Source organism: Thermanaerovibrio velox DSM 12556 (assembly GCF_000237825.1).
GTDB classification, from domain to species: Bacteria; Synergistota; Synergistia; order Synergistales; family Synergistaceae; genus Thermanaerovibrio; species Thermanaerovibrio velox.
Map to the genome: position 1 here is coordinate 1,589,864 of NZ_CM001377.1, position 18,210 is coordinate 1,608,073.

Below are 18,210 nucleotides of genomic sequence, written 5' to 3' on the forward strand. Positions count from 1 at the left end.
GCTGGAGAGGAGGACACCTTAATTGCGCTGCTTTCTTACTTCTAAGTGGGGACCGGTGGCAACAGGGGTCGTAGTGGGTATACTGGCTCCTATTTTGGTACACCTTGGCAACCCGGGCAACATGGGGATGTGCGTGGCCTGTTTCACCAGGGACATCGCAGGGGCCCTAGGGTTACACCGGGCCGCCATCGTGCAGTATCTAAGGCCCGAGATACCGGGTCTCCTGCTGGGGGCTTTTGGGGCCTCCATGGTTTTCGGGGAGATGAGGCCCCGTGGGGGATCCTCACCGATAACCCGTTTCTTCCTCGGGGTGTTCGCCATGGTGGGGGCACTGATATTCCTGGGCTGTCCTTGGAGGGCCTACCTCCGGCTTGCGGGAGGGGACCTCACGGCGGTGGCGGGGATACTGGGTTTGATATCCGGCATAGGCATCGGGATAGGCTTCCTCTGGAAGGGCTTCAATCTGGGCAGGTCGAGGCCTACTTCGAAGGCCTCCGGCTACGTGATGCCGGTGGTGATGCTTGGGCTGCTGGCACTCCTGGCGGCATCTCCCCTGATGGGGCGCACCCCCGAGGGGGATCCTACGGGGCCCATCTTCTTCTCCGCCAAGGGACCGGGCTCCATGCACGCTTCCGTGGCGGTATCCCTTGCGGTTGGGGCGATCATAGGCTGGATGGCCCAGCGGAGCCGTTTCTGCACCGTAGGGGCATTCAGGGACCTCATAATGCTTAAGGACCCGCACCTCTTCTGGGGGATAGCGGCCCTGGTGGTCTCCGCGGCGGTGACGAACGCGGCGCTGGGGCAGTTCAAGCTTGGAGTTGAGGGGCAGCCGGTGGCACAGCCATCACACCTTTGGAACTTCCTGGGCATGATGCTCTCAGGCCTGGCCTTCACGCTGGCCGGGGGGTGTCCTGGGCGGCAGGTGATAATGTCCGGTGAGGGGGACTCCGACGCAGGGGTGTTCGTCTTGGGGATGCTGGTAGGTGCCGCGGTGGCCCATAACTTCACCCTGGCTAGCTCTGTCAAGGGACCGTCCCCCTACGTCATGGGGGCGTGGGCCTTGGGCATGCTTTTCTGCCTTGCAGTGGGATTCCTGAGCAGGAACGAGAACGTCTAGGCCCGGTCTCAACAGGTCTGGAAAGGAGGTATCTTTAACCATGTCTTCCAGCGTAACCGTTGACGCCAGGGGGTTATCCTGTCCCCAGCCGGTACTGTTAACCAAGAAGGCCCTGGACTCATCACCGGAGCTTCCAATAACAATACTGGTAAGCACCGCAACGTCCCGGGAAAACGTCATCCGGTTCTGCTCCTCGAGGGGCCTCAAGGCCTCCTGGGAGGAGACCCCCGACGGGGACTTCCTGATAACAGCCGAATCTTAAAACTTAAACACCACAAGGTTACCAAAGCATAACAAACCCGGGAGGCCCAAGGGCCTCCCTATTGTTTTAAGGCATTTGTTGACAATAAAACTGTCACCCCGTCCATATCCCTCGGCACTGGGATTTGCCATAATGGTTTAAAAGTATAGCAAAAAGACAAGGGGGAATCAGACCATGGAGAGATTGCCGGTTCCCATGGCCGGGGATGATAGACTGGACGTAGCGGAGCTTTTGGAGGTTCTGGCGGAGGCGGATGGTCTTTTACGGTCCTTCGTGCGGGAACAGCGTCTCTCGGTGAAGCTCGCCAGCGCGGACTCCGCGGGGCTGCTCAAGGAGCTTGACGAGGGCAGGAGGTCCCTGGACAGGGCCTGCGCGGACATGGAGTCAAGCCAAAGGCGCATGATGGAGGTCATAAGGGACGTGGACTCCCTCAAGGACATACTGGAGAGGGCGGTCCAGGAGGGGAACCGGAGCGCGGAGCTCATGGGCAAGGCCACGGAGTCCCTGGACAGGATGAACCGATCCTTTGAGGACGTACAGGGGCTGGTGGGATCTTTGGCATCGGTGGCCCGGGACGTGGCGGACATGTTAAACGGCATAGAGCGGGTGGCGAAGCAGACGAACCTCTTGGCACTTAACGCTGCGATAGAGGCCGCCCGGGCGGGGGAACACGGCAAGGGCTTTGCGGTGGTGGCGGACGAGGTGCGGAAGCTCGCGGCGGAGAGCACCGGCATAACCAAGAAGATCGCGGCCCTGATGGAAATGCTATCCCGGAAGACCCAGGAGACCCAGGAGGGGATAGAGACCTTCCGGGAGCTCAAGGAGGCCACGGTCAGGGAGATCCTCGGGGGCACCAGGACCCTTAGGGACTCAATGGACAGCTTGAAGTCCTCGTCCGCCAAGCTGGAGGACATATCCAAGCGGGTGGAGGAACAGGGAAGCCTGGAGGAAGAGGTGCTTAAGGGCTCCTGCGAGATAAACGCCAAGATAACGGAGACCGTGGAGGTCTCGGAGGCCCAGGCTAGAAAGCGGGATGTCCTTTTCTCCGGGCTTGAGAGGTACGCCAGGGAGGCGAAGCGCACCTTCGAACGGTTCCTGTCCTTCCGCTCCAAGGTGAAGCCCGAGAACACCATAACCTTCGGGCACGATGACTCCTACGCCCCCTGGGTATACCTCTCCGAGGGGGCATCAAAGGGCATAAGCGTTGAGAGGGCCAAGAAGGCAGCGTCAGGGCTTTCCAAGCGGGCGTCGTTCATCGGGGCCCCCTGGGACCAGGTGTTCCCCCTCCTCATGGAAGGCAAGGTGGACGTGATACTGAACGCCGGCTGGCCCAACCCCTACTTCAACAGCTTCCCCGTGGAGGCAACCAAGACCTACGGTACCTTCAGGACCCGGGTGTACGCCTCCCGGAAGGACGGACTCGGGAGGACCAGGGACATGGCATCCCTGAGGGACCTCCAGGGTAAGACCGTGGGGGTGCAGCGGGGGGGCACCGGCAACCTCATCAACATCTTGAAGTCCCGGGGGGCCAAGGTGGTGGAGTTCGATAACGACCCCTTGAGCTTCGCGGAGCACATGTGGAACCGGGTAGACCTGGTGGCATGCGAGGAACAGGTGGCAAAACACCTTAACCAAACCATTTACGACGGTCTGTTCGAACCGATAGGAGATCCCCTTGAGACCGTTCAGGTGGTCATGCTGGTCCACAAGGACCACAAGGAACTGCTCAGCGCGTTGAACTCCCAAATATGATATAGCATGTTAAACGTTTAAATTTTTCGCAGGCCCCCTTGTAAAATTTGCAAAATAGTATAGAATGTTCTCAGCAAATCCACTCAAGGGGGGTTGCGAAATGAAAAAGCACTGGATACTGGCGCTGGCGGCGCTTTTGGTGCTATCCCTTGCGGCTTCCGCCATGGCGGGAACCGCCTCGGGAAGCGGAACTCAGATCAGGGGCAATCCGGGCAGGAACGCGGAGCTTAGGGCCACGCCGTTCGACGTGCCCAGGGGCGTGGTGGCCACCATAACAAACGCCAGCTGCGACGGGGACGGTTTCTGGATCGAGAGGGACGGGAACGTGATAGGCACGTTCAAATCCGCCGGTGATGCCATAGGGTTCACCCTGTCCGGCGGGACCTACAGGGTTTACCCCAACCTGAAGGAGGGGCAGTTCAAGCAGGAGACCGCGAGGGTGCAGGTGACGGTCACGTGGCCATAGGAGCCTGAGGGATCGATCTCCCGGATCCTTAGCTTGTAAGTCCCAGCGGGGAGGAGCCAAGCCACCGCTCCTCCCCGCTTTTGCAGCCTTCATCCCTTATCCGGCCATGGCGGGAGAACACGGCCCTTCTTCACCCAAAGCGGGGCCGTTGGAGCGAGCCTCGGCGAGGCTGCGCGCAAGCCCGGGGTCCTACACCCCCCTTGTGAAACCAAAGGCTAAAGCGAGCCCGGGGCCTATCAAGAGATGCCCAAGGACTGGAGCACATGGATGGAGGCTTCCGCGGCGGTTTTAACCATGAACTCCAGTTCCTCCTGCCCCATCACATAGGGGGGCAGGAAGTACACCACGTCCCCCAGGGGCCTTATCAGGACCCCCCGTCTCATGCACTCCCGACCCACCCTGCGGCCCACCATCATATCCGCTGGCAGGGCAGATCCATCGGGCCTTCTAAGGTCCAAGGCCCCCACAAGACCTATGCGCCTTAGATCCCAGGTGAAGGGAAGTCCGCCGAAGTGGCGCCTCATGAAGTCCTCAAGGGCCTCACCCAAGATCCTTACCCTCTCTAGGACTCCCTCATCATCGAAGATGCGCAGCACCTCTATCCCCAGGGCACAGCCCAACGGGTTCCCGCAGTAGCTGTGGCTGTGGAGAAAAGCCCTCTCCACACCGCCACCGTAGAAAGTCCGGTATACCTCCTCCGAGGCCAGCACTGCTGAAAAGGGCATCATCCCCCCGGTTATACCCTTGGACAGACACACCAGGTCCGGGGGGCTCTCCAGTTCACAGTGTTGGAAGGCCAGGAACTGTCCGGTCCTGCCGAAGCCCATGGCGATCTCGTCGTCTATGAACAGGATCCCAAGCTCCGATGCGGCCCTTCTAAGCCCCTCGAAGTAACCCTTGGGGTAGATCCTCATGCCCGCCGCCCCCTGAACCAAGGGTTCCACTATGACCGCACAGACCTGGGAGGCCTGATCCCGCAAGACCTTTAGGTCCCTGTCAAGGCACCCCAGGGAACACCGGTCCCTGGACTCCCCAAAGGGACAGTCCGAGCAGCTGGGTCCCTGGAGCCTAAGGTTCCTCAGCGTGATATCCCGGTAGGGCTCCCCGTAGAGCCCCAGATCCCCCACCGAAAGGGCCCCCAGGGTCTCCCCGTGATAGCTGCCCCCGAGGTGGGCAAAGAGACGTCTTTCGGGACGTCCAAGGTTAACCTGGTGGTGATAAGCCATCTTCATGGCGATCTCCACCGCGGAGGAACCGTTGTCCCCGTAAAAGACCCTTTGGAGCCCCGCAAGGCCCGTGAGCCTTTCGGAGAGCTCCACCGCCCAAGGGTGGGTGAGCCCTGCGAACATGCAGTGGTCCAAGGTGCGGGCCTGCCTGACAAGGACATCCGTCAGCCGGGGGTTGCAGTGGCCGAAAAGGTTGGTCCACCAGGAGGATATGCCGTCCAACAGGCGGGATCCGTTCTCCAGGTGGAGCCACACCCCCTGGGCGGAAACCACAGGCAGGGGTGGGAACTCCTCATGGTCCGCCATCTGGGTACAGGGGTGCCAATTGACCTTGAGGTCTCGGTCAGCAAGAGAGCCCAAATCCCATCACCTCCGCGAACGTGAGCAGCTGTTCCCGTCCAAGTAGGACGGGACCGTCGGGACAATCCGGCACCGTCATGACCTCAACCCCACAGTTCCTGCGCACCCAGTCCCGGTTATCCCGGTGGATTAATGAGGACTGGTCGAACCGGTTGAGTATAACCAAGGGGACTGGAACTCCCAGGGAGCGCAGGAAGAACAGGGCGGTCCAAAGGTGACTCAAGGCTCCAAGGCCGCTTGGAGATACCAGAACCGCGGGCATGCCCCACCGGGCCACCCAGTGGGAGATGAAGGTCCCGTCCCCCAGGGGAACCGCCACCCCGCCGGCCCCCTCCAGCAACACGGGCCGGTAACGCCCAAGGAGGACCCACAGTTTCTCCAGCGCTAACCGTTCCTCCGCCTCCCCTATGGACCGTCCCTCCTGAGCCGCCGCGAGGTGAGGAGATGCGGGGAGCTTGAAAAGAAGCCCCGTAAGGTCCGATGGGGCATCCTCAAGGCCCGCCGCGGAGACCACCGTCTCCGGGTCCTCCCCAACAAGGGTCCCCATTCGGTCCACCGCGCCGGTGGCCACGGGTTTGAAGTAGCCGCAGGGAAGATCGAGTTCCCGGAGCCCCCTGACCAGGGCGGAGCTAACCGCGGTCTTCCCCACGTCGGTGCCGGTGCCCAACACCCAAAAACCATCGGCCCCCGAGAATGGAGGTGACGACAGGCGGCTCATATGATCCTCCCCAAGGGCTTTAACCCAAGTTCACCGAGCATAGCCGCATCATCCTCAAAGGACATGCCCTGGGTGGTGAGGTAGTCCCCGGTCATGAGGGAGTCCACGGGGCCCGACAGGGCGGTCCTGTCAAAGGGCCTTATGAGGGGCCTTCCCCCCGCCAACCTTATCCTTCCAGTGGGGATCAGATACCGCAGGACGCAGGAGAACCTGAGGAACTCCTCCCCAGAGGTCACGGGGCGCCCCTCCATGGGGGTGCCCTTTATCGGAGAAAGGACGTTGAGGGGGAACGACACCGCCCCCAGCTTGGAGCTCCAAAGCCCGAGGCTCACAAGGTCCTCATGGGACTCCCCCATGCCCATGATCCCGCCGGAGCATACCTCAAACCCCATGGCCGCCGCTTCCCTTATGAACTCCAGCTTCCTGGACCACCGGTGGGTTGAACATATGGAGGGGAAGAACGACGGGGAGGCCTCCAGGTTGCAGTGGATCCTCTCCACCCCCGCGTCCCTGAGGGCCTTGAGCTCCTCCCGGGAGAGGAATCCCAGGGACACGCAGGGGGAAAGCCCCATGCCGCGGATGGCCGGGGCAAGCCGCACCGCCATCCCCAGGACCCGTTTCGGGGCCTTGAAACCCGATGAGACCAGGGAGAAGCGGCTCACCTTGAAGGAAGCGGCCCTTTGGGCCATGGATAAGACCTCTTGATCCTCCATCACTCCCCCCCGGCATCTGGGTCCCCACAGGCCCCCTTGTGGACTGGGCGCAGAAACCACAGTCCTCGGAGCAGGAGCCCGTATGGACCGAGCAGATGGCGCAGAGCTCAATCCCGGCGGGCAAAAGGGCCTCCCTTATGACGGCACTTCCCTCCATAAGCTCCTCCAGGGGCGCACTAAAAAGCGAGAGCCCCTCCTCAGGGGACAGGCTCCCGCCGTTCAGAACCCGCCGGGCAAGGGCAAGCGGCAGGCTCATCTGAGGAAGCCCCAGTTGTGCTTCCTGATCCGCAGGGCCACCATGGCGATGAGGGCGCAAAGCACCAGGTCACCGCCGATGGGCACCAGGAATCCCGCCTTCACCGCCCAGCCCCAGCCCTTGGCCTTGCCTAGGTAAAGGTCCATTATCACCCAAAGGTAAGGGACCCCCATGAGGTATATCACCGCAAGCCCCGACAGGGCGGACAGGTAGGCCCAGATAAAGGTCCCGGCCTTGCTCCCCCAGCGCTCCCACAGGAAGCCGGTGACGTAAGCACCGGCGCAGAAGCCCACAAGGTAGCCAAAGGTGGGCTGGAAGACGTAGGACGGGCCGCCGCCGGCGGTGAACACCGGGAGCCCCGACAGCCCCATAAGGACGTAGATCACCTGAGACACGAAACCCCAGCGGGCCCCCAAGAGGATGCCGGACAGGGCGCAGAAGAAGAACTGCAGGGTGAAGGGCACGTAGGGGATGGGGATCCTTATGAAGGCACCCACCGCGGTGAGGGCGGCAAAGAGGCCGGCCATGACCCAGCTTTTCGTGGCTCCTGAGCTCTGAGAACCGCTTAAAACGTTCAAAGGCGACACCTCCAAGATGTAGTACTTCCAAGAGATGTCGCCAGTTTAAGCAAATCCCTGAGATATGTCAACCTATTTTATTGTATAGTTGACATACCTCCCCTAACCGCCGCAGCCCCCATGGAGTTGTGGATGGCCCCCCAAACCTCCGGCCGCTCGAAGCCCCGCCGCCAGGCGGCCACTCCGGCAAGCCCGTATCGGGGAACCAGCGAGGCCTTAAGGCCGAGGGACCGCTCCTCCTCGAGCCATATGCGGTAGCGCTTGCCGTCCCTTAGGTATTCCGCGTAGAACTGCCCCGCCTCCTCAAGCCACCTCACCTGGGCTTGGTTCTCCTGGACCTTTGACTCCGCGGTCCCCATGGAAAGGGCCTTGGACCTGACCTTCACTCCCCCGCCAGAGGGGCTCTCCTCCCACACCCGGGTGTAGAACGGGAGGCCAAGCAGCAGCTTATCCCCAGGCACACTCCTCAGAAGCCCCTCCAGCCCCCTCTGCACCCAGGGCAGGGAGGCCACGGATCCCGCCACGGGGCTCTTGCCCCAGTGTTCGTCGTAGGTCATCACCATAACGTAGTCCGCCGCCTCCCCAAGGGCCCGCCGGTCGTAGCAGCGGGACCAGAAGGCGCTGGTGGACTCAACGGTCACGTCCACGGAGGTCTTAAGCCCCAGGGGCCTCAAGCGCTCCGCCACGGCCCTCACGAAGGCGCTGTAGGCGTCCTTGTCCGCGGGGTCCATGTTCTCGAAGTCCAGGTTGATCCCGTCCAGCCCCAGCAGGGAGCAGTAGGCAACTATCCGGCCCACCGCCCGGTTGACCGCGGTGGGATCGTTGAGGAACGCCTTGGTGGCTCCGGGGTCGAAGCCGTTGTGGACCAGGGGCCAGACCCTTACCCCAAGCCGGTGGGCCCCTTCCACGTAGGAGAGACGGCCGGTGAACTCAACCTCCCCGTCCGGCCTCACCTTAAACCACGAAGGGGACACCACCGATACCGATGGGAACGAGGGGTCCAGGTGCGGGTCGGTCCTGTAGAGGGGGTCCCACACCAAGGAGAACGGGTGCTCCAGGGGGGAGTTCAACGGGGAAGGAAGGTCCTTAAGCTCCCCAAGGGAGTTGAGGCGGTACAACATAACCCCATCGTCAACGGCCGCCATGGCTATCCCGAGCACCGGCTCGAAGCCCCGGATGTCCATGAACACATCGCCGCTAACCGGATTTCCCCGGGCGGTGAGGCGAAGCCCCTCCAGGGGGACGTCAAAGGACACCATGGGGTTGCCGCGCCGGAGCTCCATCACCACCAGCTTGGAGCCTCCGTCAAAGGCCACGTCCGCCCCAAGGCGTCTTAAAGCCCCAAGGGGAACTAGCAGCGACTCCCCCCGTCTTATGGCAGTGCCCGCCATGACAGGCCGGTCCCCTACGGCGTTAAGGTACAATGGAACCTGATCGTCCGCCGCCCCGGGTCCTACCCAAATACCAAAGATTAAAAACGGCAAGGCCGCCACAAGCCCCCCCGCCATCCTGAGAACCCTGCCGAAACCTCCGAAAATCCGCAACGGAAACTACCTCCCCAAGCAACTTGAAGTTAACCGGCTTAAACCGCCCCAAGGATGTGGAGCGGGAAAAAGCAAGCCTTCCTAGGGATCTCCCCACGGTCTTATTATGCAGCCACGGGACCAGACGTACAACCCAAGGGGCAGAAAAAACGGGATCCTCAGGGGATAACCGCCAAAGGCCGAAAAGTCAATCGCCCCAAAGGGCTTTACACGGCTTTAGCGAAGAGGCAAAATTGGCGGATGACCGCCAGGCGGAGAGATTTGAAACATATGAAAAGGGAGGATCGATGTTGGAAGAACTACTGCGTTTTCTAGGTCATACCGTAAGCGCCTTCACCTACAAGGAAGCGGTGATGATCGCGGTGGGGATGGGTCTTATGTACCTTGCGATAGCCAAGGAGTTCGAGCCCAACCTCCTGCTGTCCATGGGATTCGGCACTATTCTGGTGAACATCCCCTTCACATCCGCGTTGGATCAAATATCCGGCGGCAAGCTCACCGAGGGAGCCCTGTCGCTGCTGTTCAAGGCGGGCATATCAACCGAGCTGTTCCCCCTGCTCATATTCATCGCCGTGGGGGCCATGTGCGACTTCTCCCCCCTCATATCGAACCCCCGGATGTTCATCTTCGGCCTTGCCGCCCAGGGGGGCATATTCATGACCATGGGGCTGGCGCTGCTGCTTGGCTTCAACGTCAACGAGGCGGCCTCCATAGGGATAATAGGCGCCGCCGACGGCCCCACCTCCATATACGTGGCAAACCGGTTCGCCCCGCACCTTTTGGGCCCCATATCGGTGGCGGCGTACACGTACATGGCCCTGGTGCCCATAATCCAGCCGCCGGTGATAAAGCTCCTCACCACTAAGTCCGAGAGGGCCATGAGGATGCCCTACGCCCAGAAGGAGGTGTCCCGAACGAAGCTCATCGCCTTCCCGGTGATAGTTACCCTGGTGGCGGGCATCGTGGCCCCTCCGTCCGCGGCCCTCATAGGGTTTCTCATGTTCGGCAACCTCCTGCGGGTGAGCGGCGTGACCGAGCGGCTCTCCCAGGCGGCTCAGAACGAGCTGGCAAACATCGTCACCATACTGCTGGGCTTCACCATCTCCGCCACCATGACGGGGTCCAGGTTCGTCAACCTCTCCACCCTGATCATAATAGCCATGGGGCTCGTGGCCTTCGTGCTCGACACCGCCGCGGGGGTGGTGATGGCCAAGCTCCTCAACCTCTTCCTGCCCAAACACCTCAAGGTGAACCCCATGGTGGGGGCGGCGGGCATCTCCGCGTTCCCCATGTCCGCCAGGACCATACAGAAGCTGGGGCAGGAGGCGGACCCGGGCAACTTCCTCCTCATGCACGCCGTGGGGGCCAACGTATCAGGTCAGATAGGCTCCGTGCTGGCCGGGGGCCTGCTGCTGGCGCTGCTGGGCTAACCCGCAGCGGCCCCTCACGTTACCCAAAGGCCCAAGGGTCTACAAGCTAAAAGTACTCCGGCTCCGGAGCTCCCTGGTCGTAGACCCTCTGCTTCGACCCCGCAGCTCCGGAGCCGCCGTCCGTCTTCTTGTCCTTCTTATCCTTCTTGGCACCTTCCCCGGCCTTCCCTGCCGCAGACCCGGCCCTTTGGTCCCCGCCGAGGGCCCCAGCATCCGAAGCAGCACCGTATCCGTCGGAGACGGCGGGATCGGTCCTACCAGGGGATCCGGTCTCCACCGTGGATGAGAGGGGCCCCGAAAACCGGGGGTAAAGTATCCTTATGTGGGTCACGTCCTTGAGGAACACCCCCTCCGCCTCGCTGGAGGCCTTGGGCATGTCCTCCCAGTCACCGCCGGAACGCCTCACCTTCACCGAGGCCACCGACAGGGCTTCCAAGGGCCCCACCCTTTGATCCCTATCGGAAGGACCGGGCATCAGGTAGCCGCTGAAGAGGGGCTTGGTCCCCGGGGCAGCCCCACCACCCAGAGAGCGGACTATGAGCCATTGGGGCTCGTACCAGGCGGGCTTCATCTCATGGGACCTGGCGTGCTCCTCCGGCACTATCTGGAAGCCCCCCATCTCCCCGGGAGGCGAGGTGGAAACGCAAACCACCCCTGGGTGGTTCGCCCTTATCCGCCCCACCCCCTGGTAGTGGCTCCCCTCGAAAAAACCTATGCCGCTCACCGGATGCACCACCTCCCCTATGACCTTTGCCCCGGAGGGGTACACCGCCTCCACCCTGCCGCCCAAGCGGTTCTCAAGGTCCACCCACAAGGGGGCCCCCGAGGGAGGCATTACCCTGTAGCGGATCTCCACGACCTCCTTCAGAACCCCCTCGTCCAGGGGGACCTCGGAACCGTCTTTCAAAACCCCGGTCACGGGGGTGCCCACGGGAGGGCAGTAGGCGCCGAAGAGGCCGCTGCCCCCCACCCCGTCCACCACCACCGCGCTGAAGGGTCTGGAGGCAGGGGCCATGGTGTAGGACGGGATGAGGCTCACCACCGCCCCTCGTCCCCCCTTAAGCCCCACCAGCACGTGAACAGCGTTCACCGCGGAGGCCACCACGGTACCCACCTTGCCCCACCGGGAGGCCCCGAAGGCGGGGTACAAGGGTCTTATGGGGGTGGAGAGCACCTGCCCCATCTGAATCGACATGCCCCCCTCCTCAACCCTCACCTGCCTGCCCCGCTCAAGGGGTATCCTTACGGTGAAAAGCTCCCCCTGGGCGAAGGCCCCGGAAGGGAAGCCCAAAACCCACGCAAAACACAAAACCCAAGCACATACCCGGAATAAAACACCACATATCAAAGCCCAACACCCCCTGATGACCCGCCAATCATACCACCACGGCGGGCGTTGCGAGAAAAGACCGCTGGTGATATAGTCCACATGACAACATGATGACATTTGGGGGGATTCCCATGACGCTTAGGAAGGAGAGCCCGGTGCCCCTGTACTATCAGCTCAAGGAGAAGCTGTTGAGGAAGATAGAGCAGGGGGAGCTCAAGCCCGGGGATCCCATACCGTCCGAGCGGGAGCTCTGCGACAGGTACAAGATAAGCCGGATGACCGCCGCCAAGGCGGTGACCGCCCTGGTGAACGAAGGGGTGCTGTTCCGCCAGCGGGGGGTGGGGACCTTCGTGGCCCATCCCAAGCCCCCTTGCAGCTCCTCCACCCTGGGGGGCTTCACGGACAACATAAGGGAGGCGGGACTCTCATGCAGAACCGAGATCATCTCCTTCTCCGAGGAGCCCGCGGAGGGCAGCATGCCCTCAAGGCTTCAAATTCCCGATGGGGCCTTGGTCTTCAGCATACTCCGGCTCAGGTTCGTGGAGGACGAACCGTTCTCCCTGGAGCACGCCTGGATACCCAAGGACCGATTCCCGGACCTAACACCGGATCTGCTGAACGGGGACTCCCTGTACCGGCTCTTCCGGGAGCACCTCAAGAAGCCCCCGGTGCTTGCAAGGCAGACCATCGAGGCGGTGCTGGCCAGCGAGTACGAGGCCAAGATGCTCCAGGAGGAGCCCAAGACCCCGATGCTCCTCTTCAGGCGGGTGGCGCTGGATTCCGAAGGGCTGCCCCTGGAGTTCTCAAAGTGCATATACCGGGGAAGGAAGTTCCTCTATGAGATAACCTTCTCCATCTAGCGTTCAGCGGCTGACGAAGCCAGGCAACGAAAGGGCATAGAGGGGCGCCGATCCCCTTTAAGCTGCAGAAATATCACCATAAGGAGGTAGGAAGAGATGTTTGGAGGTCTTCAGAAGCTTGGCAAGGCCTTGATGCTGCCGGTGGCGGTGCTGCCCGCGGCGGCGCTGCTGCTCCGCCTTGGGGCATCGGACGTGCTCGACATCCCCTTCATAATGCAGGCCGGAGGGGCCATATTCGACAACCTGCCCCTCGTCTTCGCCATCGGGGTTGCGGTGGGCTTCGCGTTCGACGGCGGCGGCGCCGCAGCCCTGGCCGGGGCGGTGGGGTACCTCACCCTCACCAAGGCCATGGTGACCATCAACAAGGACATCAACATGGGGGTTCTAGCGGGCATCATCTCCGGGATCCTGGCGGGACAGCTCTACAACCGCTTCCACAACGTAAAGCTCCCGGACTTCCTGGGCTTCTTCGGGGGCAAACGGTTCGTCCCCATCGCCTCCGCGGGCTGCAGCATAGCTCTGGCCCTCATCTTCGGTTTCATATGGCCCCCCATCCAGCAGGCCATCCACGGGGTGGGCAACTGGATCGTGGGAGCCGGGCTGGTGGGGGCCTTCGCCTTTGGAGCCCTTAACCGGCTGCTGCTGCCCCTGGGGCTTCACCACGTGATCAACAGCCTCGTCTGGTTCGTCTTCGGTTCCTTCACCGACAAGGCGGGCAAGGTGGTCACCGGCGACCTCTCCCGGTTCTTCGCCGGAGACCCCACCGCAGGTACCTTCATGACCGGCTTCTACCCCATAATGATGTTCGCCCTGCCCGCCGCGGCGCTTGCCATGTACACCACCGCAAGGCCCGAGAACCGAAAGGCGGTGAGCGGCATCTTGCTGAGCGTGGCATTGACGTCGTTCCTCACCGGCATAACGGAACCGATAGAGTTCGCCTTCATGTTCCTGGCCCCGGCCCTCTACGTGGCCCATGCGATCCTCACCGGCGCGGCGTTGGCCGTATGCGAAGCCCTTGGGATCCACCACGGCTTCGGCTTCTCCGCGGGGGCCATAGACTACGTGCTCAACTACGGCCTGGCCACCAAGCCCCTCCTGCTCATACCCATCGGGCTTGGGTTCGGCGCGGTCTACTACTTCCTGTTCGTGGCGATGATCAAGGCCCTGGACCTGCCCACCCCCGGCAGGGAGTTAGCCCCCCGGGGGATGACCGCCTCGGCCTCCACCGACGAGGAGCTGATGAAGCTGGCCGCGGCCTACATAGCAAGCCTAGGAGGTGCTGGGAACATATCCTCCCTGGACTCCTGCATAACCCGTCTCAGGCTGTCCGTTAAGGACGGCAAGCTGGTCATGGAGGAGGAGATCCGCAGGCTAGGGGCCACCGGCATAATAAGGCCCAACTCCACGGACATGCAGATAGTGGTGGGCACCAAGGCGGACCTCATAGCCGGGGCCATCAAGAGACAGCTGAAGGGTTAAGAAGGGGGAAGGACGGTGAACGCGCTTCTGGGCCCCTTGGTGGTCCTGCCATCCGGGGAGGCCATGGAGGGAACGGTGGTTTTCGACCACGTGATAAGGGAGGTAATCCCGGGCACTCGGCCCCTCAAGGGGCACCGGGTCATGGACTGCCGGGGACTTTGGCTCACCCCGGGGCTCATGGACCTGCACATCCACGGCATAGGGGGCCACGACGCCTGCGACGGCACGCCGGAGGCCCTGGAGGCCATGTCATGCCGCCTGGCGTCCCACGGGGTGACCGCCTTCTGCCCCGCCACGATGACGCTACCGGAGGGGGAGATACGAAGGGTCCTGGGCAGCATAAGGTCCCGCATGGGGCGTCCCATGCCGGGCGCCAGGCTCATAGGAGCCCACCTGGAGGGCCCCTTCATCAGCCCCGAGCGCCCCGGGGCCCAGGACAGGTCCTTCATCACAGGTCCCAAGCCGGAGCTGCTGGAGGACTTCAAGGACGTGATAAGGATCGTGACCTTCGCCCCCGAAAGGGATCCGGACTGGGTGCTCCTGGACACGGCGCTTCGGCTTGGCATCACCGCCTCGGCGGGACATTCAAACGCCTCTTACGAGGAGGCCCAAAGGGCGTTCATGAGGGGGGTCATGTCGGTGGCCCATCTCTTCAACGGCATGGCCCCCTATCACCACAGGACCCCGGGGCTTGTGGGGGCCGCATTGGACTACCCGTCGGTCTTCTGCGAGGTGATCGTCGACGGGGTCCACTGCCACCCCTCAGCGGTGCGGCTGGCGCTGAAGGCCAAGGGGGAGGACAAGCTGGTGCTCATATCGGACTCCATGCGGGGTGCGGGGCTCGGGGACGGCACCTTCTCCCTTGGGGGCCAGGAGGTGACGGTATCGCAAGGGGTGGCCCGTCTCAAGGAAGGTGCCATAGCGGGGAGCGTCATAACCCTGGACCAGGCGGTCAGGAACTACGGGGCCTACACGGGCCTCCGCTTTGAGCGGGCGGTTAAGGGGGCCACGCTGAACCCCGCGAACCTCCTGGGGGACAAGACATCGGGGGCCATAGCTCCGGGCAGGAGGGCCGACATGGTCCTGTGGGGGCCCGGCGGAGAGGTGGTAAGGACTTACGTGAACGGGATGGAGGTCTTCTGCAGATGAGGATAGTGGTGGCCAAGGACTACGATCAGATGAGCCGGATGGCCGCGATAGTGGTGGCGAGCCGGGTTATATTGCAGCCCGACTGCGTGCTCGGGCTCGCCACCGGCCAGACGCCGCTGGGGCTTTATCGGAACCTGGTGGAGTTCTACAGACACGGGGACCTGGACTTCTCCAGGGTGACCACGTTCAACCTGGATGAGTACGTGGGGCTCGCGCCGGATCATCCCTGCAGCTACCACCGGTACATGGAGGACAACCTTTTCTCCCACGTGAACATACCCCGGGAGAACTGCCACATCCCGAGGGGTGATGCGGAGGACCTGGAGGAGGAGTGCAGGAGGTACGAGGAGGCCATATGCGCCGCCGGGGGCGTTGACCTGCAGATCCTGGGCCTTGGGGTGGACGGGCACATAGGGTTCAACGAGCCGGACGTGAAGTTCGAGGGGAGCACCCACGTGGTGCGGCTGGCCCAGAGCACCCTAGAGGCGAACAGCCGGTTCTTCCCATCCCCGGAGCAGATGCCCCGATTCGCCATAAGCATGGGGATAAAGACCATAATGAGGGCCCGCCGGGTTCTCCTCCTGGCCTCCGGGGAGGAGAAGGCCCGGGCGGTCCGAGGGGCGGTGCTGGGGGAGGTGACGCCGGATCTTCCGGCATCGATACTGCAGCTGCACCCCAATGCCACCATAATAGTTGACGAGAAGGCAGCCTCCCTCATAAGGGAGGCCATAAGATGACGATAGGAGGCTGGGACCTTGAGGCGGATGTTGGATCTTCATGCAAGCCATGTTAGAAGGCTCACCGGTCGGGACCTGGTTCAGAGCATACGGCTTGCGGAGGGCAGGACCGTGGCCTGCGAGGTCATAGCCCCCGCCCAGCCGCTGCTGGGGGACATAAGCAATCCGGAGCTGGCCAAGGCCATGGGGGCGGACTTGGTGATACTTAACCTTCTGGACCTTCAGAACCCGGTTCTAGGGGGGCTTTCCAACGACGACGGTCTGGAGGAGCTCTTCCGGTGGTCGTTCCACCAGGGACATGGCAAAGCCGGCCAGAACCGCAACCCCATAGCTGCGGCGGGGGACCTTACGGGCTGTCCCATAGGGGTCAACCTGGAACCCAAGGGTGACGGGGCGGTGAAGGTGCCGCCTGGGAGGACCGCCACGGCGGAGAACGCCAAAAGGGCGGTGGAGATGGGGGCAAGCCTATTGGTGATCACCGCCAACCCCTACACCGGGGTGGGGATGGAGGACATAGTCCGCAGCGTGAGCTCCATGAGGGAAGAGCTGGGGGACGTGGTGATAGGGGCGGGCAAGATGCACGCCGCAGGCTCTGACTCCCCCTGGAGGGACATGCCCAGGGCCGCCTCGGAGCTCGTGAGGGCCGGTGCGGACATGGTGCTCATACCATGTCCTGGGACCGTGCCGGGCATGTCGGAGGACCTCTTCGCCAGGGCGGCGGAGGCGGTTCACCAGGCGGGGGGGCTTGTGATGTCCACCATAGGGACCTCCCAGGAGGGGGCGGACCGGGGAACCATAGCCCGGCTGGCTCTTATGGCCAAGATGGGCGGGGCGGACGTTCAGCACATAGGGGACTCCGGTTACTCGGGCATAGCGGTGCCGGAGAACATAATGGCCCTCTCCGTGGCCATACGGGGCAGGCGCCACACACTAAGAAGGATGGCGAGGTCGATAGCCCGATGATAACCGGGTGGTTCAAGCGGAAGGATTTTAAGGTTCTGTCCCCTTTCAGCGGCACCATATACCCGTTGGAGCGAGTGCCGGACCAGGTGTTCTCCTCCAGGCTGGCGGGGGACGGGGTGGCGGTGGAGCCTTCGGAGGGCATCGTATTAAGCCCCGCGGACGGGGTGATAGAGGTCCTTTTTCCCACCGCCCACGCCTTCGGGGTGCGCACCCCGGAGGGTGTGGAGATACTGGTTCACGTGGGGGTGGACACGGTGAACCTGCGGGGGGAGGGGTTCACGGCCCTGAAGGGGCAGGGGGATCGGGTGACCGCCGGCGAACCGGTCATAAGGTTTAACCTGGAGCTGGTGAGGTCCAAGGCGCCCTCCATGCTCTCCCCGGTGCTGATAACCACCGGGCAAGCCTTTCAGGTGTTGAAGGAGGGGGAGGTCAAGGGGGGAGACCCGATCCTGAGCTATCAGCCCTAGGGAGGGGGGCCCGCTGGGGGTCCCCCTCCCTAGGTATTGTTTCGATGTTTCAGTACACCGCGCTTCGATGTCCGATCCACGCCCGCGCGCGGCGGGCGACGTTGAACAGTATTATGTCACGAGTAAGACGACAGTTTCAATCCACGCCCGCGCGCGGCGGGCGACATCCATCTCATGCTGGAAGTAGTTGGCTATCGCCTTGTTTCAATCCACGCCCGCGCGCGGCGGGCGACTTCTTTACCAATGTCCAGCGTTGGAGGGGTAGCTGTTTCAATCCACGCCCGCGCGCGGCGGGCGACAGGCCCAGGTGTCCGGGGAGGCCATAGTGTCCGGGTTTCAATCCACGCCCGCGCGCGGCGGGCGACGGGCACTGGTGGTGGGCCTAGAGCAGTTTTTGAGCGGTTTCAATCCACGCCCGCGCGCGGCGGGCGACTGCCAAAACCCTCAAAAATCGGCAGATTGCACTACGTTTCAATCCACGCCCGCGCGCGGCGGGCGACGTGCCCACCACCAGTGCCCACCAAAGGTGTACGGGTTTCAATCCACGCCCGCGCGCGGCGGGCGACGGAAGCTGGAGACTACATCCACTATAGGAGGAGGAGTTTCAATCCACGCCCGCGCGCGGCGGGCGACTCTGGCGTTGGCGTGCTATAACCGGATCACGACCGGTTTCAATCCACGCCCGCGCGCGGCGGGCGACCCCCTTCATTAGATGACTTAAAGGCGTATATCAAGCTGTTTCAATCCACGCCCGCGCGCGGCGGGCGACCGGCGTATTGATGCGAATCGCACGATAACTATCG

At 62.8% G+C, this 18,210-nt stretch carries 17 protein-coding genes and 1 CRISPR repeat array (1 of these 18 running past the window's edge); of the genes, 11 read left to right on the plus strand and 6 right to left on the minus strand.

Annotated features, from left to right (window positions below; translation table 11 throughout):
* Positions 1–22 precede the first annotated feature (22 nt).
* The 4 genes from yedE to THEVEDRAFT_RS07680 all read left to right on the plus strand — a co-directional run bounded on the left by yedE (position 23) and on the right by THEVEDRAFT_RS07680 (position 3,597).
* Complete coding sequence (gene yedE / locus THEVEDRAFT_RS07665; RefSeq protein WP_006584153.1) at positions 23–1,117, plus strand: YedE family putative selenium transporter; 1,095 nt, start codon at positions 23–25, stop codon at positions 1,115–1,117.
* A 40-nt stretch (positions 1,118–1,157) separates the two neighbouring features.
* Positions 1,158–1,379, plus strand: a complete 222-nt coding sequence (locus THEVEDRAFT_RS07670; protein WP_006584154.1) for a sulfurtransferase TusA family protein — start codon at positions 1,158–1,160, stop codon at positions 1,377–1,379.
* Positions 1,380–1,553: 174 nt separating this feature from the next.
* The gene (locus THEVEDRAFT_RS10360) at positions 1,554–3,131 is read left to right on the plus strand and encodes a methyl-accepting chemotaxis protein (RefSeq protein ID WP_006584155.1); all 1,578 of its coding nucleotides are present in this window, start codon (positions 1,554–1,556) and stop codon (positions 3,129–3,131) included.
* A 100-nt stretch (positions 3,132–3,231) separates the two neighbouring features.
* Entirely contained in the window at positions 3,232–3,597 is a 366-nt protein-coding gene (locus tag THEVEDRAFT_RS07680) for a hypothetical protein (RefSeq protein WP_006584156.1), read from the plus strand.
* 236 nt (positions 3,598–3,833) lie between these two features.
* Here the strand turns inward: THEVEDRAFT_RS07680 and bioA are convergent, their stop codons facing one another.
* The 5 genes from bioA to THEVEDRAFT_RS07705 form a co-directional block, all read right to left on the minus strand.
* The gene (bioA, locus tag THEVEDRAFT_RS07685) at positions 3,834–5,183 is read right to left on the minus strand and encodes an adenosylmethionine--8-amino-7-oxononanoate transaminase (RefSeq protein ID WP_006584157.1); all 1,350 of its coding nucleotides are present in this window, start codon (positions 5,181–5,183) and stop codon (positions 3,834–3,836) included.
* Positions 5,167–5,901, minus strand: coding sequence for a dethiobiotin synthase (gene bioD, locus THEVEDRAFT_RS07690; RefSeq protein ID WP_006584158.1), 735 nt, complete (start codon positions 5,899–5,901; stop codon positions 5,167–5,169). The genes bioA and bioD overlap by 17 nt, the downstream gene beginning before the upstream one ends.
* Complete coding sequence (gene bioB, locus THEVEDRAFT_RS07695; RefSeq protein WP_040825424.1) at positions 5,898–6,614, minus strand: biotin synthase BioB; 717 nt, start codon at positions 6,612–6,614, stop codon at positions 5,898–5,900. Before bioB ends, bioD begins: the two co-directional genes overlap by 4 nt.
* Before the next feature lie 252 nt (positions 6,615–6,866).
* The gene (locus THEVEDRAFT_RS07700) at positions 6,867–7,457 is read right to left on the minus strand and encodes a biotin transporter BioY (protein WP_425358278.1); all 591 of its coding nucleotides are present in this window, start codon (positions 7,455–7,457) and stop codon (positions 6,867–6,869) included.
* Positions 7,458–7,525: 68 nt separating this feature from the next.
* Positions 7,526–8,992, minus strand: a complete 1,467-nt coding sequence (locus tag THEVEDRAFT_RS07705; RefSeq protein ID WP_006584161.1) for a glycosyl hydrolase family 18 protein — start codon at positions 8,990–8,992, stop codon at positions 7,526–7,528.
* Between the two features lie 287 nt (positions 8,993–9,279).
* On the opposite strand from THEVEDRAFT_RS07705, the gene THEVEDRAFT_RS07710 reads away from it, so the two are divergent.
* Complete coding sequence (locus THEVEDRAFT_RS07710; protein ID WP_156787143.1) at positions 9,280–10,422, plus strand: sodium ion-translocating decarboxylase subunit beta; 1,143 nt, start codon at positions 9,280–9,282, stop codon at positions 10,420–10,422.
* A gap of 46 nt (positions 10,423–10,468) precedes the next feature.
* On the opposite strand, the gene THEVEDRAFT_RS07715 is transcribed toward THEVEDRAFT_RS07710, so the two are convergent.
* The gene (locus THEVEDRAFT_RS07715; protein WP_006584163.1) at positions 10,469–11,770 is read right to left on the minus strand and encodes a hypothetical protein; all 1,302 of its coding nucleotides are present in this window, start codon (positions 11,768–11,770) and stop codon (positions 10,469–10,471) included.
* 113 nt (positions 11,771–11,883) lie between these two features.
* Between THEVEDRAFT_RS07715 and THEVEDRAFT_RS07720 the strand changes: the two genes are divergently transcribed.
* The 6 genes from THEVEDRAFT_RS07720 to THEVEDRAFT_RS07745 all read left to right on the plus strand — a co-directional run bounded on the left by THEVEDRAFT_RS07720 (position 11,884) and on the right by THEVEDRAFT_RS07745 (position 17,407).
* The gene (locus THEVEDRAFT_RS07720) at positions 11,884–12,612 is read left to right on the plus strand and encodes a GntR family transcriptional regulator (RefSeq protein ID WP_006584164.1); all 729 of its coding nucleotides are present in this window, start codon (positions 11,884–11,886) and stop codon (positions 12,610–12,612) included.
* A gap of 96 nt (positions 12,613–12,708) precedes the next feature.
* Positions 12,709–14,091: an N-acetylglucosamine-specific PTS transporter subunit IIBC gene (nagE, locus tag THEVEDRAFT_RS07725; protein WP_006584165.1), complete on the plus strand. Its 1,383-nt coding sequence runs from the start codon at positions 12,709–12,711 to the stop codon at positions 14,089–14,091.
* A 15-nt stretch (positions 14,092–14,106) separates the two neighbouring features.
* The gene (nagA, locus tag THEVEDRAFT_RS07730) at positions 14,107–15,240 is read left to right on the plus strand and encodes an N-acetylglucosamine-6-phosphate deacetylase (RefSeq protein ID WP_006584166.1); all 1,134 of its coding nucleotides are present in this window, start codon (positions 14,107–14,109) and stop codon (positions 15,238–15,240) included.
* Positions 15,237–15,977: a glucosamine-6-phosphate deaminase gene (nagB, locus tag THEVEDRAFT_RS07735; protein ID WP_006584167.1), complete on the plus strand. Its 741-nt coding sequence runs from the start codon at positions 15,237–15,239 to the stop codon at positions 15,975–15,977. The genes nagA and nagB overlap by 4 nt, the downstream gene beginning before the upstream one ends.
* Before the next feature lie 27 nt (positions 15,978–16,004).
* Complete coding sequence (locus tag THEVEDRAFT_RS07740; protein ID WP_156787344.1) at positions 16,005–16,940, plus strand: DUF7916 family protein; 936 nt, start codon at positions 16,005–16,007, stop codon at positions 16,938–16,940.
* Complete coding sequence (locus THEVEDRAFT_RS07745) at positions 16,937–17,407, plus strand: PTS sugar transporter subunit IIA (protein WP_006584169.1); 471 nt, start codon at positions 16,937–16,939, stop codon at positions 17,405–17,407. The genes THEVEDRAFT_RS07740 and THEVEDRAFT_RS07745 overlap by 4 nt, the downstream gene beginning before the upstream one ends.
* Positions 17,408–17,475: 68 nt before the next feature.
* Positions 17,476–18,210: direct repeats of the CRISPR family, unit length 32 nt; unit sequence GTTTCAATCCACGCCCGCGCGCGGCGGGCGAC; it runs 560 nt beyond the window's last position.

What these genes read in the sequence shown, in the direction of transcription:
- nagE (WP_006584165.1), top strand. Translation starts at nt 12,709, where the DNA reads ATGTTTGGAGGTCTTCAGAAGCTTGGCAAGGCCTTGATGCTGCCGGTG.
- THEVEDRAFT_RS07680 (WP_006584156.1), top strand. Translation starts at nt 3,232, where the DNA reads ATGAAAAAGCACTGGATACTGGCGCTGGCGGCGCTTTTGGTGCTATCC.
- THEVEDRAFT_RS07745 (WP_006584169.1), top strand. Translation starts at nt 16,937, where the DNA reads ATGATAACCGGGTGGTTCAAGCGGAAGGATTTTAAGGTTCTGTCCCCT.
- bioB (WP_040825424.1), bottom strand. Translation starts at nt 6,614, where the DNA reads ATGGAGGATCAAGAGGTCTTATCCATGGCCCAAAGGGCCGCTTCCTTC.
- nagB (WP_006584167.1), top strand. Translation starts at nt 15,237, where the DNA reads ATGAGGATAGTGGTGGCCAAGGACTACGATCAGATGAGCCGGATGGCC.
- THEVEDRAFT_RS07670 (WP_006584154.1), top strand. Translation starts at nt 1,158, where the DNA reads ATGTCTTCCAGCGTAACCGTTGACGCCAGGGGGTTATCCTGTCCCCAG.
- THEVEDRAFT_RS07720 (WP_006584164.1), top strand. Translation starts at nt 11,884, where the DNA reads ATGACGCTTAGGAAGGAGAGCCCGGTGCCCCTGTACTATCAGCTCAAG.
- bioD (WP_006584158.1), bottom strand. Translation starts at nt 5,901, where the DNA reads ATGAGCCGCCTGTCGTCACCTCCATTCTCGGGGGCCGATGGTTTTTGG.
- THEVEDRAFT_RS07710 (WP_156787143.1), top strand. Translation starts at nt 9,280, where the DNA reads ATGTTGGAAGAACTACTGCGTTTTCTAGGTCATACCGTAAGCGCCTTC.
- THEVEDRAFT_RS07740 (WP_156787344.1), top strand. Translation starts at nt 16,005, where the DNA reads ATGTTGGATCTTCATGCAAGCCATGTTAGAAGGCTCACCGGTCGGGAC.
- THEVEDRAFT_RS10360 (WP_006584155.1), top strand. Translation starts at nt 1,554, where the DNA reads ATGGAGAGATTGCCGGTTCCCATGGCCGGGGATGATAGACTGGACGTA.